Genomic DNA, 23,593 nt, shown 5'->3' with positions numbered 1-23,593 from the left:
TAAGTCTTAGTCATCTACAACCTTATCTCATTCTTTTTCGCGACATTTTTTTTACATTTGCAACATCAAAGAGGATGTTATGTCAGGTAAAAATTCGGCATCAATTAATAAGACCTATAACTTTTGGCGCAAAAATTTAATGCTGTCGATGATTATCGGTTATGCCACTTTCTATCTCACACGTAAAAGCGTCAACTTTGTAATGCCCGTTATGCAGGTTGAATTGAATTTAGATAAAGGGGATATCGGTTGGATAGCCAGCCTTTTTTATCTCACTTACGGTTTATCTAAATTTGTTTCCGGTATTTTCCATGACAAATGGGGATATCGCTGGTTTATGGGTGTGGGACTAGTCATGACAGGCATTATGAATATTATTTTTGCCTATTGTCTTTCGTTTCCCGCGCTGCTTTTGGTCTGGGCACTAAATGGTTTCTTTCAAGGCTTTGGATGGCCTCCTTGTGCAAGGTTGTTAACACACTGGTATTCACGCAATGAACGCGGTTTCTGGTGGGGATTATGGAATATCTCAATCAACCTTGGCGGGATGAGTCTTCCCATTTTAACTGCGTGGCTAGCGACGCATTATAGTTGGCAAGTCGCACTGCTTGTCCCCGGTATTATCGGTATCATCATCGGGTTGTGGTTGTGTGTACGATTAAAAGGTACTCCTGCAGAGGAAGGGCTTCCTACTGTGGGTGTGTGGCGGCGCGATGTTTTTGAATTACGTCAAGAGCAGGCATCTCCCCCTAAACCTATGCTAACTATTTTGAAAGAGAGCATTTTATTTAACCGAATGATTTGGTTACTGGGTTTTTCCTATATTTTGGTTTATCTCATACGTATGGCGATTAACGATTGGGGAAATATCTGGTTATCAGAAACACATGGCGCCAACTTATTGAGTGCTAATGCCATTCTCTCTTTATTTGAAGTGGGTGGCTTACTCGGCGCGTTATGTTCGGGCTGGGGCTCGGATTTATTATTCCGCGGCCAACGAGCACCAATGATATTGCTGTTTTCACTCGGACTTTTTACCGCAGTAACAGCACTTTGGTTAATTCCAATTCATCATTATGCTTTGCTCGCAGCCTGTTTTTTTAGTATCGGTTTTTTTGTGTTCGGACCACAGATGTTAATCGGGCTTGCTGCAACAGAATATTGCCATAAAAACGCAGCAGGCACGGTAACTGGCTACTTGGGATTGTTTGCCTATTTAGGGGCGGCAATGGCAGGTTGGCCATTAAGTCAGGTCATGGCGCATTATGGTTGGACTGGGATGTTTGCATTATTAACCAGTGCTGCGGCCTTAATGGGACTCTTACTAATGCCATTGTTGATTGCTGATGTTAGCAAACAAGAGCATTTAGTTGGCCCTCTTTCATTTTCCGATGACGACACATTTAAAAGGTTCTGAACATGAAATTGAAAACCCTCTCTACACTCGTTGCGGCTGGTCTGGCTCTTTCTGCAGTTAGCTTATCAACAAATGCGGCTGGTCGCTTAGTAGTTTACTGTAGTGCGACAAATGCCATGTGTGAAGCTGAAACAAAAGCCTTTGCCGAAAAGTATGATGTTAAAACAACCTTCGTTCGTAATGGTTCAGGAAGTACTTTAGCTAAAATTGAAGCTGAAAAACGCAATCCACAAGCTGACGTTTGGTATGGTGGAACGATGGACCCTCACTCACAAGCTGGTGAAATGGATCTGCTAGAGCCTTATGTTTCACCAAATCTTGATCAGATAATGCCACAGTTTCGTGATCCAGCTAAACGCAAAGGTAACTACTCTTCTGCGGTTTATGTCGGTATCTTAGGCTTCGGCGTGAATAAAGATCGCTTAAAAGAAAAAGGGATTGCTATTCCGACTTGTTGGAAAGATTTAATCAAACCTGAGTATAAAGGTGAAATTCAAATCGCCGATCCACAAAGTTCAGGAACTGCTTATACCGCACTGGCAACCTTTGACCAGTTATGGGGCACAGAACAAGCCTTTGATTATCTGAAGAAAATTAATACAAACATCTCTCAGTACACCAAATCAGGTATTGCCCCAGCGCGAAATGCAGCGCGTGGTGAAGCCGCCATTGGTATTGGTTTCTTACATGACTACTCATTAGAAGTTGAAAATGGCGCTCCACTTGAATTGATTTCACCTTGTGAAGGTACAGGCTATGAAATCGGTGGTGTCAGTATCATCAAAAATGCCCGTAATATGGATAATGCTAAATTATTCGTAGATTGGACACTCTCAAAAGAAGCTCAGGAAATTAGCTGGAAAGAAGGTAAATCTTACCAAATTCTAACGAATACCTCGGCTGAATCTTCACCAATGGCACTAAAATTATCAGACTTAAAACTCATTAACTACGACATGGATAAATATGGCGATAGCGAAGTGCGTAAAGAGCTGATTAATAAGTGGGTTACCGAAGTAAAAATGGGTAAATAGCTTATTAATAGAGCGAGATAACCTCTCGCTCTCTTTTTCTCATAATAATAAATACATTTACTCTCGGGGGATTTATGTCTCACACACTCGCTTTACCTGAAAAAAAGAGGCGGGATCCCATATTTTTATGGATCCTAATTGCATGGATGGCATTTGCTTTACTGCCGTCATGGAGCCTTGATTACGGTCTTTTAGATTCTACAGCAGATGAATTGCTCACCTCTTACGGCTGGAGTAGCGTCAATATCAGTTGGCTCTGGTTTTTATTACCTAGTTTACTGTTATTTCGTCCATTAACTGCTCCTAAGCGTGAAAATCGCTCTCGCCACTATTTTGATGCAGGTTTTGCGCTATTTTGTGCATTTATTGCAATCGTTAGTGCAACTCTCGAAGGGCGTGGCTTAGGTTATTCTGCGATCATCCTCTTTATTTCTTTGGGAATGATCATGAAAACCGCCTTAACACGCCTTGAATGGCTGGGTGGTGACAGTTTTGTTATTGGCTCTTTAATCGCCGTTGTTGCGCTGATTGGCGCCTTTATCATCTTCCCAAGTATCGCTATTTTTATTCCGATGTTTAAAGATAGCGCGGGCAATTTTGCACCTTTTGAGTTTATCGCTATTTTAAGCCAAGCTCATATTGTGCAAGTGATGCTCAACTCTATTGTGCTCTCTATCGCAGTGGGTATCGGTTGTACTTTCTTTGGTTTAATTTTGGCAATTTATACGTCTCGTATTGCGGTACGTTCTGCCATTATTGGTCGTGTATTCTCTATCTTACCTATTGTTACACCTCCTTTTGTTGTCGGTTTAGGCGTGACATTAATGATGGGGCGCTCTGGCTATGTAACAGAGTTTCTCGCGACTTACGCAGGACTTGAAAATACCAACTGGTTATATGGTTTTACGGGGATTTGGTTAGCTCAAGTGCTCGCCTTTACCCCAATGTCATTTATGATTTTAGATGGTGCTATAAAAACCATTCATCCTTCATTAGAAGAAGCGTCTTACACCTTAAGAGCTAACCGCTATCAAACCTTCTTTAACGTCTTTATGCCGTTACTTAAGCCCGCGTTAGCCAATGCGTTTTTAATTGTGATTGTGCAATCTCTGGCCGACTTTAGTAACCCTCTGGTTTTAGGGGGCAACTTTGACGTTATCGCCACACAAATTTACTTCTATATCACAGGCTCTCAGCTAGATTATCAATCAGCCAGTACATTAGGTGCGTCACTGCTAGTTTTCTCACTATTAGTGTTCTGTGTGCAGTATATGTGGATTGGTAAACGCTCTTACGTCACGGTATCAGGTAAATCCTATCGCGGTGATGTTCAACCTCTTCCGTCTTCACTGATTGCATTTGTGACTACCGTTTTAGGTATTTGGGTTGTCTTTAATATCCTGCTCTATGGCAGTATTTTCTACGGCAGTTTCACTGTTAACTGGGGGGTTGATTACACCTTAACACTTGATAACTTTATCAAACTATTTGGTCAAGGAATGAGTGACGGTGCATGGCCTTCGTTGTTAGATACCTTGTTATATGCGGGTATTGCAGCGCCGATTACAGCCGTTCTCGGACTATTAATTGCTTATATCGTAGTACGCCAAGACTTTAAAGGTAAGAAAAGTATCGAGTTCACGACAATGCTTTGTTTCGCTGTACCGGGAACCGTTGCAGGTGTTTCTTATATTCTTGCGTTTAACGACTCGCCTTTCTATTTAACGGGAACCGCTGCCATTGTCATTATCTCTATGACAATGCGTAACGTACCAGTGGGAATACGTGCAGGTATTGCGGGATTAGGACAAATTGATAAATCTCTTGATGAAGCCTCTTTAAGTTTAAGAGCTAACTCAATGAGAACTATTTTCTATGTACTATTACCGTTATTACGTCCTGCTATTTTATCTGCGCTGATTTATAGCTTTGTGCGTGCCATTACCACAGTCAGTGCCATCGTTTTCCTTGTTACACCAGATACACGCGTTGCCACCGCTTATATTTTAAACCGTGTTGAAGATGGTGAATACGGCGTCGCAATTGCCTACGGCTCGATTTTAATCGTTGTGATGTTGGCAATTATTTTCTTATTTGACTATTTGATTGGCGAAGCCCGTGTTTCACGCTCTAAAGCCAAAAATGCACAGTAATACGGAGTATAAATCATGACACAACAACATTTCGTTGAACTGAAAAATGTAATTAAGCGTTTTGGCTCTAACACGGTAATTGAAGATCTCAGTTTATCTATTCCACAAGGCAAAATGGTTTCATTATTGGGGCCTTCAGGTTGTGGTAAAACAACGGTGTTACGTTTAGTTGCAGGGTTAGAAAAACCGACAGAAGGTAAGATTTTTATTGACGGAGAGGATGTTACTGACCGCTCAATTCAGCAACGTGATATTTGTATGGTGTTTCAGTCTTACGCCCTTTTCCCTCATATGTCTTTGGGGGAAAACATTGGCTATGGCTTAAAAATGCTAGGACGTCCTAAAGCTGAAATTAAACAACGTGTTTCTGAAGCTTTAGAGCTGGTGGATTTAGCTGGTTTTGAAGACCGCTTTGTTGACCAAATATCTGGCGGGCAACAGCAACGTGTCGCCTTAGCGCGTGCGTTAATTTTAAAGCCTAAAGTGTTACTTTTTGATGAACCACTGAGTAACCTTGATGCGAACTTACGTCGTAGTATGAGAGAGAAAATTCGTGAATTACAACAACAGTTTAATATCACCTCTCTTTACGTAACTCATGACCAAAGCGAAGCATTTGCGGTTTCTGATATGGTTTTAGTAATGAATAAAGGCAAGATAATGCAATTAGGCTCACCACAAACTCTTTATCGCCAACCCGCTTCTGAATTTATGGCAAGCTTTATGGGGGATGCCAACTTATTCCCAGCGACATTGGGCGCTGATTATGTTGATATCTTCCAATATCGTTTACCAAAACCAGATACGTTTAATACGACTAAAACAGAAGTGAGAGTGGGCGTTAGACCTGAAGCGATCACCTTATCTCAGCAAGGCGATGCTTGTCAGCAATGCAAAATTGTCCATGTCGCTTATATGGGGCCTCAATATGAAGTGACAGTGGAATGGCAAAATCAAACCTTGCTATTACAAGTCAATGCCACACAGCTTCAACCTAATGTAGGCGATAGCTACTATCTACAAATCCATCCTTATGGCATGTTTATTTTAGAATAAACATTTTCACCCTATTTTATCATTTATCTTAAAGGCGTCATTATGGCGCCTTTTTTCTTCTTTATTTTTCACACTCCTAATTTATTTTTTATCCTTAAATTACAATCAATTATAAGATTTTTATTATTTTTAAAAATGATCACTTGCTAATGATAATTATATTTACTTACAATATTTACAAAATGTTATGTTATAACATCATAAATAAAGGAGGGTAAGTGATATGAAAAAATCTATTTTTAGCTATACAACACTTTTTATTTCAATAAGTTATTCTTTATTTGCAAATGCAACCCCCGCAATAAAGTCAAAGGAAAATCAGAATAATGAGGTATTAAAAGTCTATTCAACACCTTTACATACATCACAAGAAAAAATGGCAATACCCGTTGCGGTTTTAATACAAGAAGATCTACGCACTAATCGTAGTGCATCTATTGCAGAAACATTGACATCTTTGCCAGGTTTTCATGCCAGCTTTTTTGGGGGGGGTTCGGTACACCCTGTTATTCGGGGAATGTCAGGAAATCGAGTCAAGGTATTGCACAGTGGTAGTGATCTTATGGATGTTTCATCTATTGGTGCTGATCACGCCATCACCAGTGAACCTTTTTTAAGCCAGCGTATTGAAGTATTAAAAGGACCGACAACATTACTTTATGGAGGAGGTACGATAGGAGGAGCAATAAATGTTATTGATAGCAAAATTCCTATGTCAGTACCTGAAAAAGGCTACGAGGGTGAATTACAGTATCAATACGATTCCGTTTCTAAGGGAAATACAGGATCAGCCGGATTAACATTAGGGCAAGATAATTTAGCTCTGCGTATTGAAGGCACTAAGCGTTATCAAAGCGATTACAAACAACCTGCGCCTTTGCATCAAGGAGAACCTAGCCGTTTAGCAGGCTCTTATCAAGATAACCAATCTGCAAATATTGGTACATCTTGGATCTTTGATGATGGCTATATTGGTATTGGCTATGGTGAACAGCATCGCCGATATGGATTGCCTGGTCATACTCATTTTCACGATCATGATGAGGGCCACCACCACGCCCCTATTAGCCCTCCTTTAGCTGGTCATCATCATGATCACAATCATGAATACCCTGATGAACAACATGAACATGGCATTCCTTATATTGTTATAGAGAGTAAACGATGGGATCTTCGTGGTGAAAAAAGTAACCCTTTTGCCGGTATTGAATCTGTACGTTTCAGTGCAGCCAGAACCAATTATCATCATGACGAAAAAGAAGATCATGAAGTCAGCACCCAATTTAAAAACAAAGGAGATGAATTAAGATTATCTTTCACACATAAACCAATTTTAGGCTGGCATGGCGTTATTGGTGGACAATTTAATCAACGTGATTTTAGTGCCTATGGAGAGGAGGCTTATGTTCCTTCAACAAAAACAAAAAATCACTCACTCTTTTTATTAGAAGAATACCAATTAGGTGATTTTCGCTATGAATTAGGATTTCGCCAAGAGTGGCAATCGCTGTTAAATAGAGAAACTCAAAAAACTAATAAACAGAGTGCATCTTCTATTTCTACTGGATTAGCGTGGAATTTTACACAAGACTATTTTTTAAATTTATCACTATCACACACAAAAAGATTACCTGTCGCAGAAGAGCTCTATGCGAATGGTGTTCATGCAGCAAGTAGAACCATTGAAAAAGGCGATCCTAATTTAACTGCAGAAACCGCAAATAATATTGATATTGGAGTAACTAAAGTAACAGGCGATATTCAATTTAATATGAGTGCCTATTACAATCGTATCAATAATTATATTTACGGTAAGTTTACTGGTGCTGAATTAAATAATGGTTATCGTTCATTACAATATGTTCAACATGATGCACAATTTAAAGGTGTAGAAGGAAATATTGATTATTACTATAACCAAAATAGCTTAATTGGTATTTCTGGTGATTATATCAGAGCAAATTTACTAAATAATAAGGGAAATATACCAAGAATACCGGCTTATCGATTAAGTGCTTATATTAAACATAGTTTGGCAGAAAACTTAACCGGACAAATCCGTGTTGATCATTTTGGGAAACAGAATAAAACAGCCGAGTATGAAACATCTACAGATGCTTATAACACGGTTAGTTTAGGTAGTGAATATATTGGTTATTTAGACAACACCGATTATACCTTATATGCCAAGATTAATAATATCTTTGATGCAAAAGGGAAAGACAGTACCTCTTATATTAAAGATGAAATGTATTTACCAGGTCGTAATATTATCTTAGGCGCTACTCTTACATTCTAATATAAATATCATGAAAAAAAGTAAACTCTCTATTATTTTGCTTATGCTTTTGTCATCTCCTTTATATGGAAAAGAGAGTAATGATGATAAAGGCAAAGAAAAAGAAAATCAAAACGATGCAATAACAGTTAAAGGCACACTAATAAAAAATAAAGAGACGTTTTCCTCTTTATTACTTAATAACCGAGAAGAGATAAAAGATAAACAACTTGAACAAATAAAAACGAATACTATTGGTAATACCGTTGCAAAAGTCGCGGGTGTACAAGCCGAAGGTTTTGGACCTAATGCTGCAAGACCTGTTATTCGAAGTTTATCAGGAAATCGTGTCGGTATTTTAGTCAATAATCTGCCAATTAATGATGTTTCATTTATTAGTGGAAATATGCCTATTCCCATTGATATGAACCGAATTAATGAAATATCGATCAGTAAGAATTCTGAAGCTCTCTTTTATGGTGGTAGTACAAGCGGTGGTGCCATTCATTTATGGGATGATAGGATAATGACACAATTACCTGAAAAAGCCATTTCAGGTGCTGTAACTTTTAATGGAAGTACCAATAACGGTAATGGTGGCTCTGCAAATATTAAACTCAGCGATGAAGAAAATTGGATTTTTAATCTTTCTGGAGCAACGAAGCGTGTCTCTAGATATAAAATTCCTACGAATTCTAAAGCAGGTCCTTGCTACAGCTTTCAGCAACTTAAAGAGCACTTTGCATTACGTGATCAATGCCAAGTGGATATGAAAGTTTTTACCAGTCGTAATCCTGAAGCTTATCCTTATATTAGTGAATTCTGGAAAAAGTATCAGATTGAATATGAGTTAAGTGAAGGTGATAAATACACCTTTAAAGATAAAGATTATTTTTCAGGCATTGGCTATGTAAATAACGAACCAAATTCACTATATAAACCCGGCAGTCCTACATCTATTGAACATGTAACTCCACCTAAACATTATGTTGAAAATAACAATAAAGAGATCCCGAATAGCTTTTTAAAAAGCCAAAGTGGCAATGCATCTCTTTCTTATATTAGAGATAAAGGCTATATAGGTTTATCTGTTACTGATTTTCAGACTTCTTACGGTGTGCCGGGATATGCCTATCTCACCACAAAAACAAGCCGAGAAATGTATAAACCGGTTTCAGTTTCAAACCATAATCGGCGGATAGATATACAGGGAAAACATTATCACTTAACACCTTTTTTAAGGGACAGTGCTTTTTATTACTCTTATTCTGAATCTAAAGATGAAGAATTGGTGGGACAAATTGCATCATCAGTATTTGAGACAAAAAATCACCAATTAGCATTAGAAACTGCACATGCTCCACTATTTAATCGGTTAAATGGTGCTGTTGGCGTTAATGGTAATTATCGTGATCTGAAAACGTCTGGTTATGATGCTTATTTACCAAGTGTATTAACCAAAGAGTATGGGATATATTGGGTTGAGTCACTCAATTTATCTCCTTTTGAAATTACCGCTGGATACCGTAAAGGCTACACTCAACATCACCTCAATATTCCAGCTAATTATAATAGCGGTAGAGGACAAGGTTCTAATTTACAAAACCGTCATTTTGATACAAGTGCAAATACACTAGCCTTATCTTTTACACCAATTGATGAATGGACATTAAAGCTACAACAAAATATTTCCTATCGGGCACCAGAAATTAATGAACTTTATACACATGGTCCTCATTATGCTTATCTAATTGAGGAACAAGGAAATAGTAAATTTAATACAGAGAAAAGTAAAAGTATTGAATTATCATCTGTTATCGAGGTTGGTAATTTCTCTAATAAACTTAATCTGTATAAAACAGACTATAGTGACTTTAAATTTAGGAGATTAACAGGAGTTAGCCGTGGTGGAGTTACCGTTATGGAATGGGATGAAACAGATCTTGAAACAAAAGGATTAGAATACGAATTTAAGTATTTATACGAATTACCTCACGAGCACAATCTCACATTTACACTATTTGGGGATTTTGTCGAAAATAAAAGCAAAAGAAAGCTATTTATTGCAGGTAATTATTTGCCAAACTTACCTAATGAAAAACATGGTATTAGCATTAATTATCAGCATGGAGAATTAACGGCATTTAGTAGCGCCACTTACAATAAAAAACAGAAAGAAAGTGGTGGATTAATGTATGGTGGAGATATTACTTTCCCTTCTTATACTTTAGTCGATGCGGGTATTGGTAAAAAATATCATCTTGATAAGTTAGACGTTTCAGTTGATTTTATTATTAATAATCTCACCAATACTGAAGCAAGACCGGCATCTTCTCAATTGAAATACTTAGCGCCATTACCGGGTCGAAATTATGGAGTAAATGTCAAAATTGATTTTTAATATATTCTGATTTAACAAGATATAAAGTAAGCGAGGCACCCAATGGGTGCCTCTTTTTTATAATAATACTACGACATTTTCCCCTGGTGTGACATCCTGGTGTGAATGTTTGATGTAACACTTGGTGTAACACATTGCTACGCTATTATTGTTTTAGATAATGATTAGAGATACTTGTACTACTCCCTTTATTTTTTAAGATGCTATCAGAACAAAAGCTGATAGCACCCGTTCTACACTCTATTTTCCTTGAGCGAGATATTTTTGCATTTCATCCGCAGGAACCATACCACCACCCGTCGCCCACACTAAATGCGTTGCATTTTGCATTTTTTGACTGTCCAGTGATAAGCCTTGCAGATAATCTCTAGCTTGAGTGACATGTATAGCACCAGCCATTCCAGCTAAAGCCGAAGGTTCTAACTTAATTCCTTCTTCTTTATTTAATAAACTGAGTAAGTCATAAAGCTCTTGGTCATCAATAGTGTAATAACCATCAATTAAGCGCTCCATGGCACGACCTACGAAGCCTGATGCACGACCAACGGCAAGACCATCAGCGGCAGTGACGTTATCGATACCAATCTCTTGTACAGAGATACCTTCATGTAATTGGGTATAAACGCCCAATAACATACAAGGTGAATGCGTTGGCTCTGCAAATAAGCAGTGTACTGCATCACCAAATGCCAGTTTCAGCCCAAAAGCAACACCACCAGGACCACCACCAACACCACAAGGCAGATAAACAAACAGAGGATGTTCACTATCAACACGAACACCTTGTTCTTCAAATTGGCGTTTTAAACGTAATCCCGCTACCGCATAACCCAAGAATAATGTTTTTGAGTTTTCGTCATCGATGAAGAAACAGTTAGGGTCCTTCTCTGCTTCTTTACGCCCCTCTTCTACCGCGATACTGTAATCTTGTTCATATTCAACAACATTCACGCCATGAGAGCGTAATTTATCTTTCTTCCACTGACGTGCATCAGCAGACATATGAACACTCACACTAAAGCCTAATTTCGCACTCATGATCCCAATAGACATACCTAAGTTGCCTGTAGAACCTACCGCGATACTATATTGGCTAAAGAACTCACGGAATTTATCAGAAAATAATTTTTCATAATTATCATCTGTACTTAATAATCCCGCATTGATTGCCAATTTCTCAGCATGAGTCAGTACTTCATAAATTCCACCGCGAGCTTTAATTGAACCTGAAATAGGCAGATGACTGTCCTTTTTCAAACGCAATTGACCGCTAATGGAGGTGTTATAACGCTTTTCAAGAGCAACTTTCATCTTAGGAATATCAACCACTTCTGATTCGATGATTCCTTTAGTAACCGCTGTTTCTGGAAATGCTTTAGCTAAATAAGGTGCAAAACGTTGTAACCGTGCTTGTGCGTCAATTACGTCATCTTGCGTTAAACCAACATATGGAAGTCCCTGGTCAGTGGTGGTCACTTTTGGGTTAAACCAAACCACTTCTTTTAAGTCCACTAAGTCATTAACTAGTGGAAAATTACTTTTTAATTTATTTATATCTATATGGTTCATAGTCGTTCTCTTTTATATGACAAAAGAAAGCATAAATGTACCGCCTAATGCGACAAAGGAGGCAATAAAGGTCGCGACACTGTAAAAACGAAAAGTTTCACTTAAAGTTGCATTACAATACTGTTTCACTAACCAAAACAGTGAGTCTGTGACGATGGTACAACCAATAGCACCTGAACCAATTGCTAATGTAATAATTTCAGGGCTAATGTCTGGGTATAAAGGCATTAATGGTGCAACAATTGCAGTAGCGCCCATCATTGCAACAGTTGCAGAACCAACAGCGGCATGAAGGATAATGGCGACTAACCAAGCCAATAAAATTGGATGCATATCCAAGTTAGAAAGAATTAACGCTAAAGATTCACTTAAACCACTACCTTTTAAAATGCCGTTAAAAGCACCACCCGCACCAATAATTAATAAGATGTTGGCAATAGAGCTAAAGCTATCTTCTGTTTTCTTTAATAAAGTATTCATGCCCATATTACGGCGAATACCTAACACATAATAAGCAACAAAGGCAGCAATAAACATCGCAGTAATTGGGTTACCAATAAACTGTAATGCGGTATAAACCGATGTACCTTTAGTCATATTTAATTCGGCTGCTGTTTTTATCAGCATCAGAACAATAGGTAATAAGACCGTAAACAGAGTAGAACCTAATGAAGGCAAATCTTTTTCTTCACGAATTTCCATATCAGAAAATTCTTCAGGTACGGTTTTAAATGGTAAGTGCTCGCCTAACATTTTTAAGAATAGAGGACCACCGACTAAAGATGCAGCTAAGCCTACCGCAAGACCTGCAACAATAACGGTTCCCATATCTGCTCCTAATTCATTTGTTACGAATAGAGCAGCAGGATGAGGAGGAACAATACAGTGAACAGCCATTAATGCTGTACATAATGGGATAGCTAATTTTAATAATGATGTATTTGTTTTTTTCGCAATTGAGAAAGCAAGAGGAATAAGTAATACCACACCCACTTCAACAAAGAGTGTAATACCACAAATAAGACCAACCAATACCATAATAACGTCTAGAGATAACCAACGGCATTTTTGTAATGTAATACCAATGCGTTCTGCGGCACCTGATATTTCCATCATCTTACCAAGAATAGTGCCTAAACCAATAATTGCCGCTAAAAATCCTAACGTACCACCAATACCATTTTCAATCGCATTTACCATTTCTAAAGGATTCATCTTCATTGCAGTACCCACAAAGAAGCTTGCCAATAGTAAGGCTAAAAACGGGTGAAACTTAAGTTTTATTATAGTAAAAACAATGAGCAAGATACTAATTATAAGAGTACCTAGCACCCATAACGTTGAATCCATATATCCATCCCAAATATTTTATTTATTGTTAATCATATTGAATATTAATCATTCGGTACTTACAAATGATGAAAATTTACACTAAGATGAACTCAATTAACTCAAATAAGTGATCAAAAGCACAAATAATCACATTATGACGAGTGGTAGCATGGTATTTCATCTTAATATTAGCTTGATTGTTAACCTACGTTACTATTAATAACAAAACGAGAATAAAAGAATGTTTGAATCTTCTAACGTGATTTTAAGAAATAAACGATTATCCAGTTATCAATTAGCAAGACTTCACACTTTTGAAGCAACAGGTCGTCATCTTTCATTCGCTTTAGCGGCAGAAGAGCTATCATTAACCCCCAGTGCCATTAGCCACCGTATTAATACATTGGAAGAAGAGCTAGGCATTAAGCTATTTAACCGATTTCATCGCCGAATTGAGTTGACAGAAGAAGGAGAGCGTATTTATTGGGCACTTAAAAAAACACTAGAAGATATTAACCAAGAGATTTTGGATATTCATAATCAAGAAGTCTCCGGTGTTCTCACTGTTTATTCTCGCCCTTCTATTGCTCAATGTTGGTTAGTCCCTCGTATTTCAGATTTTACTGAACGGTATCCATCCATTGAATTAAATCTACTCACAGGAAATGATGATATTAACTTTCGAGGTTATGGTATTGATCTCGCAATCTATTTCGATGATAAGCAGCTACAAAACCTTTATTGTGAAGATTTAATTTCAGAATCTATTATTCCTGTATGCAGTCCCGAATATGCGAAAAGGCATGAGCTTGTCGGCAATATTCATCATCTTTCTAATTGCACATTGCTACATGATAGACAAGCGTGGAGTAATAACTCTGATTTTGACGAATGGCGAGCTTGGAGTGAATATATGGGGCTTTCACTTTTTCCTAATCGTAGCAATATCTGTTTTGACCGTTCTGATCTTGCTGTTATTGCTGCTGTGAACCACTCAGGGGTGGCAATGGGAAGAAAGCGTTTAGTACAAAAACAATTGGCTAATAAAGAATTAATTATTCCTTTTGATAATAGTGAGCTTTTTTGTGCTCAGCGTTATTACCTTGTCACTCGAAATGAAAAAAATAATGCTAAAGTACAACTTTTCATTCAATGGCTGAAAAAACAAATCAAGGAAAGCATTTAATTTTTTAAGGAAAATCCGATGAAAGAGATGACCTTTTCAACACAACAAATTATTGCTATTGCAGAATATGCAGGGCTAACGATCACGAATAAAGAAAATATCACAGAAAATAAACGTTATATCCTCGTTGATTTACTGGATGTGAAAACAGAAGAAGGACTTTATTATGGGGCTGCGGTGCTGGATTTTAGTAACGTTCATCGCAAAGCACGTATTTTAGAATTTGGCAACGAGGGCTATCAACGCGCACAAGCTCGCGAGAAACAAATTCAAGACTATAAAAATAATCGAAAAGCTCAAGAGCCTGATACTTACCAGCCTTCCATTCATCGTTATAGTCACTATACGGATTTTCAAATAAACCTAACCGCTATCTATCGTCGTTATGGTTATGAAATCGAATTTGATACAGAAACCGAAAAAGTTTGGAGCTCTTTAGATCCCGATGGTGCATCATTCGATTTACTCAAAAATGCCGATGATGCGCTTTCTTTATTAGAAGATTGTGAAATGGCATGCTCTTATCATCAAGAAAACAAAGTATGGTCTGTCACTTCAGTAGAAAAAGACACTGTTGAACATAAATCACTCAATCGCGCTATTGCCGAATGTTTTTTATTAATGACAGATCATTATGCCAATGATTGGCTCAATATTGAAAATATTCTTTATTAAAATAAAAATCATAAATCAAATCATTAATTATCAAATCATTATAGTTAATGATTTGATATTTTATTACTAAGAATAAAATCTAACTCAAACACCGAAAGGCATCATACTCACGATAATGGTTAATTTCTTCAATGACCCACTGCAAGTTTTTTTGTTGAGCTTGTTGGGTTTGATAAAATAACACTAAATCACAAACGACCATCCAGCCCCGTAAATTTTTATCTTCAACAACTTTTGGCATTTCCAGATCTTCATCATCAAGGTAAATCTCATCATCAGGTAATTCTTGAAGATAATCCCAAGGAATGTAATAAAAAGTTGCCTGATCAGGATCACGATCCCAAGTTGTAATTTCCGTATAAATCCACTCATTAGATTCAAGTGTTGAAAGCGATGCTAATAACTCACTAAGCGTTTCAAATTTTTGTATCATTCTATTTTTCACTAAGGATCTCGTTATTTTTACAATAAACCCGCCTATTAGGCGGGTCTATTATTTCTTCATTCTTAACGTCTATGATCTTATTTAGCTAAAAAGTGTTTATCTTCAACCACTATTAAAGGCTCAATATCACTCTCTTTTTTAATCACCAGAGTTGGGTCTGAACGTAAACAACAACCACCATAATGCCCACCAACAGTAAAGGTGCAAACTTGGATATAACGATTTGCCACTTTTGGTAAGCACCATAGTTCTTGGTAAATATTTTCTTGATGATCAAATTGGCCATTGGTTTCATCTAAGACATTCTCTTTATGATCCACTAAACCAATATTACTACCACAACGCCCAGCAATAGGTTTAATTGCATAACCACTTTGTGCAAGACGAGGCGTCACCGTGAAATCAGTATCTAATAAATAAGGGTTATCAGGGAATAATTGCCATAAAACCGGCAAAATGGCTTTATTACTAGGAATTAATGTCCAAAGAGGCTCAAAAACTGTAATTTCAGGACGTAAAAGCACATCAACTAAACGTACTTCATCTTCAGGATGTCCTGTGCGAATAGGGATCAGTGCTTGTTGCTCACTCTCTTCTCTTAATTGGTCTAACGCCGTTTCCCAAGCCCATGTTTTCCAGACACATTCAACGACACGTTTGTCTGCATCAATTAATTGACCACGACTATTCCAATGAAGCTCATCTAGTCCACGTAGAATTTTACTGTTATAACCTGCTTGAGTCAGCGATTGTTGCATAAACAGAGCATGATAATCTTCTTCGCTATCATCATCTTGAAGAATATGCACAAAAGGTTTCGCATCACAGTGTTTCCAAGCATCTGCTAATGCATCCAGTAAACGTTCACCAGGGTTAAAACCATCTTTAATTCCACCTTTCTGTGCCCATTTTTCGATAACTAAACCCGCTTCTGTATGGCAAGAGGCAGAGTCAGCATTATATTCATAAACTTTGACACCGCGCTCATCCATGCAAAAATCTAATCGTCCCGTGATCATTTGATGACGTCTGTTTTGCCATGATAAACGGATACGAGGCCACAACACTTCAGGGATATCGAATAAACGCAGTAACTTATCGTCTTTTAACACTTTTTCAGTTGCATGTAGATACATCAAATGCATTTCATTACTTGCGCGAATAAGCTCCTGCTCTGCACTTTCTGAGATGGTGAAATATTCATAGCTATCTTGATTAATAATATGGCCGTGTTGTGCAAGGACATAGGCTTTTTCTAGAGGCGAGCTTTCATCTAACCACTTACCATCGAATTGGCCTTTATTATCAAGCTTTTCGGCATGAATATTTAACAGTTCTGGCGCAATTTTAGGTTGAGGAAGGCTATAGACATTAGGCTCTGTTTGGATCATCCAACCTAATAGCGTTGTATTATTAAAAGTATCTTGAATAAAGTAGCCGTTATCCGTCACTTTAAGAGGTAATTCCCTTGTCCACTGTTGCCCTGCTGGCAATCGAGTGTGGATAACATTTTGTTCTGCAATACGGATCTTATCTTCAAGCACTTCAGTAATAACAGCGACATGCCCAGTTACTTTAAACTCACCACCTTCTTGCCAAATCAGCAAAGCACCCACTGCTGGGGGTTGTTTGCTACCATTCGCGAAGGCTTGTAATGGCAATATATCATCATCTATCGTTTTACGTAGAAAACGCAGTGAGAAGATCTCATAAGCCATTCCCACATCAGTAAATACAGCCCCATAATGCAAATAGAGAAAACGGCGAGCGAACTCAACACACTGCCACTTGTGCCCCATATATTCATTACCAATATAACTACGGAATGAATCATTAGCGGCATAGTCTTCTTTATCAATACTGCTGTAATCTGAAGAGTAAATCGCGACACCACCAGGCGCATAGCCTAACAATGTTCCAAATGGTTCATGACGAATGATATCTTTTACATTCATAATCTCGACCTTGACGATAAATAGATAATTACCCTGCAACACTTATAATCTTGCCTAAGTATTATAGTTAACAATCTTAACGCCGTAGCCTATTAGATGTGAATGTAATTTTATAAATTTCAATAAAGTGAGGATAGTTGTTTGAATTTAACACGGGTTTAAGAAAGGAAATCTCGACGATATAAAAAAAAACTCAAAAATAACCCATTATAAAAAGGCATAAAAGGTATTTTCGAGTATAAACACAGTCAAAGAGGGTTTTATCTTTCTTGTTATAGCCTCATTATTTACTCTTTATTAATCACAAATGCGAGCACAAATAGCAGATAAAATGGTGTTTAGACAATATATAGCACTGTTTATCAAAAAATTCTCGACAATCCTGCTGGAAATAAGAAGGATATCAAAATAGTTTAATGAAAATTAATATCATCTTATAACATGATGGGTATAAATAATTCACCCAATTAACCGATAACACATTAGTATGGATTTTACTCATTCAAGCCGGAGTGCTTGTATATTTTGAAGATCCATCACGGAAACTTGATATTCAATTTATTGGATATTATTGGTGGTTGATAGGAAGAATGAGGTCACTAATGTCAAAGATTTATCCCATTTCTCAAATTATTGGGCATAAAATTCGTAAACAACGCCAGCAACTTCGCTTGTCAGCAAAGGTTGTCGCTGAACGAGTCGGTATTAGCCAGCAACAATTTTCACGTTATGAGAATGGGCTATGTAAGATTGATGTTGATATGCTCTTTCATATTGCACAAGAGCTAAAAGTCACTCCTGCATTTTTCCTACCACCAAATGAAGAGCAAGTTTCTGCTGTGGCATTGACACAGTCCAAACAGTTTTGGAGTGCTCAAAGTCAAATTTAATATTCTAGGTATGGAAATCTTCTGTTTTATCTTCTCATTAAGATAAATAAGATTTCCATATATCGTTCTTAATTAGATGATTTTATTGGGTATTATTACTTAGAATTATTAATTCCTTTCATATATTTATTTTAGAACAACAAATTTTTTTCTTTTATAAAAGAAAATGTTAGTACTATTTTCACTGATTTCCCCACCAAATTAAGCGATATTTTTCGTACAGATTATCTCCTATTTCTAATACAAACTATGTTAATCTTATTAAGAATAATAACAATTATCATTCAATAATAAGGGTTAAACATGAAATATCGCTATGCGCTCTCTCTCTCTGCACTCTCATTTCTTTCTGCATCTGCATTAGCCGTTGAGTATCCAGTTGGTCACCCTATTCTTAAAAATGGTATGGAAATTCAAGGGGTTTATCTCCAACCTATCACCATGGATACTGAAGAAGGTCATCATGCGATGAATCACTTAGCGGCTGATAAAGCAGATATCCATTTAGAAGCAGATATTCATGCCACAGAAGATAATCCGAATGGATTTGCTGAAGGCGATTGGATACCCTACCTCACCATTGAGTACACCGTAACAAAATCTGATGCACCTGCGAAAAAACAGCAAGGCACATTTATGGCAATGGTTGCCAATGATGGCCCTCACTATGGTGAAAACCTGAAGCTGGATGGAAATGGTCAATATAACGTGACCTATAAGATTTACCCGCCTTCATACAACAAAGATATCGCTTTTGGTCGCCATATTGATAAAGAAACTGGCGTTGCACCTTGGTTTGAACCCTTTGAAGTGTCGTGGGATTTCACCTATAGCGGTACAGGCCGTAAAGGTAGTTACTAATTAGCTTGAAAAAGGACAAATCCAATCATTTGGATTTGTCCTTTTTCTCTTTTTTAAGTGAAATGCTGATGATCAAAACTCTCTCTAAATACACATTATTACTACTGCTAATGGTGACATACTCTGTTTTTGCAACAGAGAAATACACTGTTGAATTAGAAATGAAAGATGGTGAACTTATCCCACAAGTACTTGAAGTTCCCGCCAAAAAACCGATAAGAATAAAAATTCGTAATACAGGCACTAGCCCTGTTGAATTTGAAAGTACACAGCTAAGAAAAGAAAAAGTATTAGCACCGGGCGCAAATTCTGTCGTTGTAATCGCACCACTAAAACCGGGTCGTTACACCTTCTTTGATGATTTTCACCTTTCTCACCCTCAAGGTGAAATTGTTGCAACTGAAAAGGCAGAGTAAATATGGGACAAGTTCTGTTTGTTGTTTGGCGAGAAAGTTTTGAAGCGCTATTAGTAATAGGTATTATTTATGCATGGATAAAACGTTCACCAACACCACAACAAGGTATGAAATACTTGTGGGGTGGCGTGATATTTGGGCTATTTCTTGCCGTTATTCTAGCGCTGAGTATTTATGGTGTATTTAGCTCGCTAGAAGACATGTGGCAATCTCTATTTATGCTCACAATGGAAATTCTCGCCTGTGTGCTTATTGTACAGATGGTTTATTGGATGAATGGACAAGGAAAATCATTAAAAGCAAATATAGAAAATGAACTCACCCAAAAAACACAGCAACAAAGTGCGTGGGGTATTTTATTGATTATAGCCATTGCGATTGCCAGAGAAGGCAGTGAAGTGGTGGTATTCCTTTCTAGCCATATAATGACCCTCAATACACAAACAGCACTGCCTTTCTTTATTGAAGTCTTTATTGGCTTAGTTGTCGCAGCATTCACACTGTGGTTATTTCTGCTGACTTCAAAAGTGATTTCATGGCGCTATTTCTTTACCGTAACCGGTTTTTTATTACTCTTTCTAGCTGTTTCTCTGTTATTAAAAGCAGTAGAAGAAATTGCAAATCTACTGATTGAGATGGATTTTGAATTACCTGATTTCTTTATTTATCCACTTTGGGATATTAGCCATATTCTTGATGATTCCAGTGTTTTTGGTAATTTTTTAGTTTCGTTTTTTGCTTATCGCTCTCAACCTATTGGCTTAAGCGTGGTGACATTTATTGCCTATTGGGCGGTTGTCGCACTGTTATTTAAGCGAGGTTCTCGCCATGCTAAATAATGCAAAATTGAAAAGTAAAAAGCTCACCGCTTTTCTATTTATCTTGTTATTTTCTTTTCCTGTTTATGCCGAAAAAATTATTCAGGGCATTATTCAAGATAGTGAAAACATCGTTATTGCCAAAGGGGATATCCCGACTCCTAAAAAGTTCGAAACTGATATTTTAAGTTATCGAGAAAAAGCCGTTGAGCAATTAACACTAGTTGAAAAATCGCTCGATAAATTAATCGAGAATAGTGAAAAAAATCAGCTTATTAATGCGCAAAATGCTTATCAACAAGCGCATTATTATTATGAGGTTATTCGCCCTATTATCGCTCTTTTTGGGTCAAGCGAACGTTTATTAAATAATCGGGCTGATTTCTTTCTTGAAAGAGAAAATTCACCTCGTTTTTCAGGATTTCATTTAGTTGAATATCAACTGTTTAAATTAAGAGATCCTCAAAAAGCGACAGAGTCGGCAAAAGCCCTTTTAAGAGACATTAGTGACTTAAAAAAACGTGTCGCAATTGAAGATATTCCTATTCCTAAATTGGTTCAATCTGCGGGTGATAACCTAGAGTTTATTTTGACTGACAAACTCGCTGGTATTGAAAATCAATATTCAAACAGCGATCTGGGTGATAGTTATGCCAATTTATCTGGATCGCGCCTAATCGTAGAGATCTTATCTCATCATATTCCAACGGCTGAATATCAATCGCTTATCAAACAATATGACGATATTGGTGCTCTACTTTTAAAATATCAGCGCGATGAAGGTCTATTCCAACCTTTAACGGCGCTTCCTGAAACAGAAAAAAGTTGGCTTTTTTCTCAAGTGACACAATTAGCAGAGCAAGTAGCGAACTTACGTAGCACGCTCAATATTGATGTTTACTATCACTATAAAGAAGCAAGTGATGAAAAATAAAACTCTCTTTAAATTGCTATCAAAAAATCCTGTTAATCTCAATAAACGTACAACGTTAAAGTGGCTAGGTGGAAGCTTATTACTCGCCAGTATGGGAGCTAAAGCAATAGAAAAACCAGAAACTTCATCTACCTCGCGTTATCAACGCGCTATTGCTTATTTAGGTCAACATCAAGCGGGCGTTATTACACCAGAACAAAAAAATGCCTCATTTATTGCACTTAATCTGACAGTAACAAGCACCGATGATGTGAAAAAAATATTCACAACACTGACGCAACGAATTGCATTTTTAACGCAACCTAGAGAACTTCAGCAAAGAGTGGATCCACACCTTCCTCCTGCTGAATCAGGTATTTTAGGAACACAGTTACACCCTGATGAATTAACCGTCACCGTCGCTTTAGGCGATAGTTTCTTTGATAGTCGTTTTGGTTTTCAAGCTAAGAAACCTAAGCGCTTAGAGCCAATGAAACCCTTTCCTAATGACCGACTCGATCCTAAATGGTGCGGTGGCGATCTATTACTGCAATTGTGTGCGAATAGCCAAGAAAGCGTGATTTATGCGTTAAGAGATATTTTAAAACACCTGTCCGGGAAGGTTTATGCTGTATGGAAAATCGATGGTTTTCTTCCTGCTCGTGATATCGATAATCGACAAACGCCGATTAATCTTTTTGGCTTTAAAGATGGCTCTGGTAACGCACCTTCTTCAGATAATAGTTTGATGGACTCTCTTGTATGGATCACTGAAAAACAAAAAGAGCCACAGTGGTGTCTAGGTGGAAGTTATCAAGCAGTTCGCCTTATTCGTTTTGCTTTGGAATTTTGGGATAGAACGCCTCTTGAAGATCAAGAAAATAACTTTGGACGCTATCGCTCAACCGGTGCGCCAATAGGTATGAAGCAGGAGATGGACGATCCCCAATTTGAAAAAGATCCTCACGGTGACAGAGTGCTATTTGATTCTCATATGCGACGAGCTGAACCAAGAAGTCCAGAACGCTATAGTGCCAAACTACGTCGACGTAGTTATAGCTACTCATTAGGATTAACACCTTCGGGTCAACTAGATATGGGGCTGATTTTTATCTCGTTTCAAAATAACCTTAAAAAAGGCTTTATTGATACGCAAAAACGTTTAGATGGTGAACCCTTAGAACGTTATATCAAACCTTTTGGTGGTGGATATTACTTCGTGTTACCCGGTATATCTCAAGAAGGTGATATTCTGGCGAAAGGGCTATTTGATTAATCAATGCACGATTTTAGGCACTTTGCTTTTTCTGCAAAAGTGCCTAAATAACGCCTTTAGCAAATTAGCGGGAGAAATGCGCCATTTTTGCTTTTAATGCATTGCCCAGTTCCATTTGCCCTTCAGGTTCAATAAATCCCATCGTCAATACTGCCGCTACCATTTCCCCTTTTTTATTAAGTACAGGGCATGAAATAGATTGTGCGCCTGGAATGCCTTCTGCCGGTTCATGACGAATAGCAAAACCTTGTTGGCGAATAGTATTTCGCTGCTTTTGTGATAAATCGGCTTCAATTTTTAAATCACTAAAAGTGGCAAAAACAGCACCCGCTGCACTAACTTTATGAGGAACAGGAGTATCTGGTAAAAAATCGATATCAACATGTTTAAAGCTACGGTTGTAACGAGTTAAAAACAGTTGATTACCTTGAGAAATCACCAGTCCTGTAGACATATTATGTTCATCTCTAAATTCACATAATAACTGATTAATCTCATCTACGAAGGATTGTGGCTTTGGCGTCGCCTGTGCTAAAAAAAGAATTTTACTGCCCAAACAATACTGGCTTCCTTCACTCTCTTGATACAGCATTTCAGAGCGACAAAGTGAAACTAAGTACTTATGTAAGCGACTTTTTGAAAGCGAACAGGCTTTTGCAATATCTGACGATCGGGCAATACCTCCATTCGAAGCAATAAATTCAAGAATGGTAATAGCGATATCAACCGAGTTAACTCCTTGAGAATTCTGCATTTATTTTTCCTACACCTATTCGTTATTTACTTTATTTTATGACGATATCCCATTATTCTTTTTTTGTCATTTTTACTAGTTTATTTCACTGAAACCTTATTTTAAATAGGGTTTTTTAATCATTTTCTATCGATTATTTTCTTTGTCTATTTTTAGATGATCTA

Annotated in this window: 19 protein-coding genes; 14 read left to right on the top strand and 5 right to left on the bottom strand. The window is 37.5% G+C overall.

Annotated elements, in window-relative coordinates:
- The first annotated feature begins 64 nt into the window (after positions 1–64).
- From uhpC to C0T34_RS13705, 6 genes are all read left to right on the top strand, one after another.
- On the top strand, positions 65–1,417 hold the full coding sequence (gene uhpC / locus C0T34_RS13730) for an MFS transporter family glucose-6-phosphate receptor UhpC (RefSeq protein WP_083629108.1): 1,353 nt from the start codon (positions 65–67) through the stop codon (positions 1,415–1,417).
- Positions 1,418–1,419: 2 nt separating this feature from the next.
- Positions 1,420–2,451, top strand: a complete 1,032-nt coding sequence (locus tag C0T34_RS13725) for an ABC transporter substrate-binding protein (protein WP_069368510.1) — start codon at positions 1,420–1,422, stop codon at positions 2,449–2,451.
- Between the two features lie 74 nt (positions 2,452–2,525).
- A complete protein-coding gene (locus C0T34_RS13720; protein WP_109850323.1) occupies positions 2,526–4,604 on the top strand; it encodes an iron ABC transporter permease in 2,079 nt (692 codons plus the stop codon).
- A 15-nt stretch (positions 4,605–4,619) separates the two neighbouring features.
- Entirely contained in the window at positions 4,620–5,660 is a 1,041-nt protein-coding gene (gene fbpC / locus C0T34_RS13715) for a ferric ABC transporter ATP-binding protein (protein ID WP_075673470.1), read from the top strand.
- Between the two features lie 223 nt (positions 5,661–5,883).
- Positions 5,884–7,959 (top strand): TonB-dependent receptor, encoded by a 2,076-nt coding sequence (locus C0T34_RS13710; RefSeq protein WP_109850322.1) that lies wholly within the window; start codon positions 5,884–5,886, stop codon positions 7,957–7,959.
- A 10-nt stretch (positions 7,960–7,969) separates the two neighbouring features.
- Positions 7,970–10,339, top strand: coding sequence for a TonB-dependent receptor (locus C0T34_RS13705; protein ID WP_075673472.1), 2,370 nt, complete (start codon positions 7,970–7,972; stop codon positions 10,337–10,339).
- Between the two features lie 240 nt (positions 10,340–10,579).
- On the opposite strand, the gene C0T34_RS13700 is transcribed toward C0T34_RS13705, so the two are convergent.
- On the bottom strand, positions 10,580–11,908 hold the full coding sequence (locus C0T34_RS13700; protein ID WP_098941035.1) for a D-serine ammonia-lyase: 1,329 nt from the start codon (positions 11,906–11,908) through the stop codon (positions 10,580–10,582).
- Between the two features lie 12 nt (positions 11,909–11,920).
- On the bottom strand, positions 11,921–13,258 hold the full coding sequence (dsdX, locus tag C0T34_RS13695; RefSeq protein ID WP_109850321.1) for a D-serine transporter DsdX: 1,338 nt from the start codon (positions 13,256–13,258) through the stop codon (positions 11,921–11,923).
- Between the two features lie 223 nt (positions 13,259–13,481).
- Between dsdX and dsdC the strand changes: the two genes are divergently transcribed.
- Both dsdC and C0T34_RS13685 read left to right on the top strand, forming a co-directional pair.
- Positions 13,482–14,426 (top strand): DNA-binding transcriptional regulator DsdC, encoded by a 945-nt coding sequence (dsdC, locus tag C0T34_RS13690; RefSeq protein WP_098941037.1) that lies wholly within the window; start codon positions 13,482–13,484, stop codon positions 14,424–14,426.
- 18 nt (positions 14,427–14,444) lie between these two features.
- Entirely contained in the window at positions 14,445–15,101 is a 657-nt protein-coding gene (locus C0T34_RS13685; protein ID WP_109850320.1) for a hypothetical protein, read from the top strand.
- Positions 15,102–15,180: 79 nt separating this feature from the next.
- On the opposite strand, the gene C0T34_RS13680 is transcribed toward C0T34_RS13685, so the two are convergent.
- Together C0T34_RS13680 and gss are read right to left on the bottom strand one after the other, a co-directional pair.
- Positions 15,181–15,534: a hypothetical protein gene (locus C0T34_RS13680; RefSeq protein WP_098941039.1), complete on the bottom strand. Its 354-nt coding sequence runs from the start codon at positions 15,532–15,534 to the stop codon at positions 15,181–15,183.
- Between the two features lie 89 nt (positions 15,535–15,623).
- Positions 15,624–17,501: a bifunctional glutathionylspermidine amidase/synthase gene (gene gss / locus C0T34_RS13675; RefSeq protein WP_109850318.1), complete on the bottom strand. Its 1,878-nt coding sequence runs from the start codon at positions 17,499–17,501 to the stop codon at positions 15,624–15,626.
- Positions 17,502–18,103: 602 nt separating this feature from the next.
- Between gss and C0T34_RS13670 the strand changes: the two genes are divergently transcribed.
- The 6 genes from C0T34_RS13670 (at position 18,104) to efeB (ending at position 22,675) form a co-directional block, all read left to right on the top strand.
- The gene (locus C0T34_RS13670; protein ID WP_072063612.1) at positions 18,104–18,391 is read left to right on the top strand and encodes a helix-turn-helix transcriptional regulator; all 288 of its coding nucleotides are present in this window, start codon (positions 18,104–18,106) and stop codon (positions 18,389–18,391) included.
- 303 nt (positions 18,392–18,694) lie between these two features.
- The gene (locus C0T34_RS13665) at positions 18,695–19,252 is read left to right on the top strand and encodes an iron transporter (protein ID WP_098941041.1); all 558 of its coding nucleotides are present in this window, start codon (positions 18,695–18,697) and stop codon (positions 19,250–19,252) included.
- Positions 19,253–19,320: 68 nt separating this feature from the next.
- Complete coding sequence (locus tag C0T34_RS13660; RefSeq protein WP_098941042.1) at positions 19,321–19,668, top strand: cupredoxin domain-containing protein; 348 nt, start codon at positions 19,321–19,323, stop codon at positions 19,666–19,668.
- Between the two features lie 2 nt (positions 19,669–19,670).
- The gene (locus C0T34_RS13655; protein ID WP_109850317.1) at positions 19,671–20,507 is read left to right on the top strand and encodes an FTR1 family protein; all 837 of its coding nucleotides are present in this window, start codon (positions 19,671–19,673) and stop codon (positions 20,505–20,507) included.
- Positions 20,497–21,420: an EfeM/EfeO family lipoprotein gene (locus C0T34_RS13650; protein WP_098941044.1), complete on the top strand. Its 924-nt coding sequence runs from the start codon at positions 20,497–20,499 to the stop codon at positions 21,418–21,420. The genes C0T34_RS13655 and C0T34_RS13650 overlap by 11 nt, the downstream gene beginning before the upstream one ends.
- Positions 21,410–22,675, top strand: coding sequence for an iron uptake transporter deferrochelatase/peroxidase subunit (efeB, locus tag C0T34_RS13645; RefSeq protein WP_109850316.1), 1,266 nt, complete (start codon positions 21,410–21,412; stop codon positions 22,673–22,675). The genes C0T34_RS13650 and efeB overlap by 11 nt, the downstream gene beginning before the upstream one ends.
- A 64-nt stretch (positions 22,676–22,739) precedes the next feature.
- Here efeB and C0T34_RS13640 read toward each other — a convergent pair whose 3' ends face one another.
- Complete coding sequence (locus C0T34_RS13640; protein ID WP_109850315.1) at positions 22,740–23,429, bottom strand: helix-turn-helix domain-containing protein; 690 nt, start codon at positions 23,427–23,429, stop codon at positions 22,740–22,742.
- Positions 23,430–23,593: the final 164 nt, after the last annotated feature.

The organism is Proteus sp. CA142267, assembly GCF_003336825.1.
In the GTDB taxonomy this organism is placed as follows: Bacteria; Pseudomonadota; Gammaproteobacteria; order Enterobacterales; family Enterobacteriaceae; genus Proteus; species Proteus terrae.
Note: the sequence above shows the minus strand (reverse complement) of the source record. Positions and strands in the feature narration are given on the sequence as shown.

Bases quoted from the DNA above. Each gene is read 5' to 3' on its own strand.
- C0T34_RS13725 (WP_069368510.1), top strand. From the start codon at position 1,420: ATGAAATTGAAAACCCTCTCTACACTCGTTGCGGCTGGTCTGGCTCTT.
- C0T34_RS13720 (WP_109850323.1), top strand. From the start codon at position 2,526: ATGTCTCACACACTCGCTTTACCTGAAAAAAAGAGGCGGGATCCCATA.
- fbpC (WP_075673470.1), top strand. From the start codon at position 4,620: ATGACACAACAACATTTCGTTGAACTGAAAAATGTAATTAAGCGTTTT.
- C0T34_RS13710 (WP_109850322.1), top strand. From the start codon at position 5,884: ATGAAAAAATCTATTTTTAGCTATACAACACTTTTTATTTCAATAAGT.
- C0T34_RS13705 (WP_075673472.1), top strand. From the start codon at position 7,970: ATGAAAAAAAGTAAACTCTCTATTATTTTGCTTATGCTTTTGTCATCT.
- C0T34_RS13700 (WP_098941035.1), bottom strand. From the start codon at position 11,908: ATGAACCATATAGATATAAATAAATTAAAAAGTAATTTTCCACTAGTT.
- dsdX (WP_109850321.1), bottom strand. From the start codon at position 13,258: ATGGATTCAACGTTATGGGTGCTAGGTACTCTTATAATTAGTATCTTG.
- dsdC (WP_098941037.1), top strand. From the start codon at position 13,482: ATGTTTGAATCTTCTAACGTGATTTTAAGAAATAAACGATTATCCAGT.
- C0T34_RS13685 (WP_109850320.1), top strand. From the start codon at position 14,445: ATGAAAGAGATGACCTTTTCAACACAACAAATTATTGCTATTGCAGAA.
- C0T34_RS13680 (WP_098941039.1), bottom strand. From the start codon at position 15,534: ATGATACAAAAATTTGAAACGCTTAGTGAGTTATTAGCATCGCTTTCA.
- gss (WP_109850318.1), bottom strand. From the start codon at position 17,501: ATGAATGTAAAAGATATCATTCGTCATGAACCATTTGGAACATTGTTA.
- C0T34_RS13670 (WP_072063612.1), top strand. From the start codon at position 18,104: ATGTCAAAGATTTATCCCATTTCTCAAATTATTGGGCATAAAATTCGT.
- C0T34_RS13665 (WP_098941041.1), top strand. From the start codon at position 18,695: ATGAAATATCGCTATGCGCTCTCTCTCTCTGCACTCTCATTTCTTTCT.
- C0T34_RS13660 (WP_098941042.1), top strand. From the start codon at position 19,321: ATGATCAAAACTCTCTCTAAATACACATTATTACTACTGCTAATGGTG.
- C0T34_RS13655 (WP_109850317.1), top strand. From the start codon at position 19,671: ATGGGACAAGTTCTGTTTGTTGTTTGGCGAGAAAGTTTTGAAGCGCTA.
- C0T34_RS13650 (WP_098941044.1), top strand. From the start codon at position 20,497: ATGCTAAATAATGCAAAATTGAAAAGTAAAAAGCTCACCGCTTTTCTA.
- efeB (WP_109850316.1), top strand. From the start codon at position 21,410: ATGAAAAATAAAACTCTCTTTAAATTGCTATCAAAAAATCCTGTTAAT.
- C0T34_RS13640 (WP_109850315.1), bottom strand. From the start codon at position 23,429: ATGCAGAATTCTCAAGGAGTTAACTCGGTTGATATCGCTATTACCATT.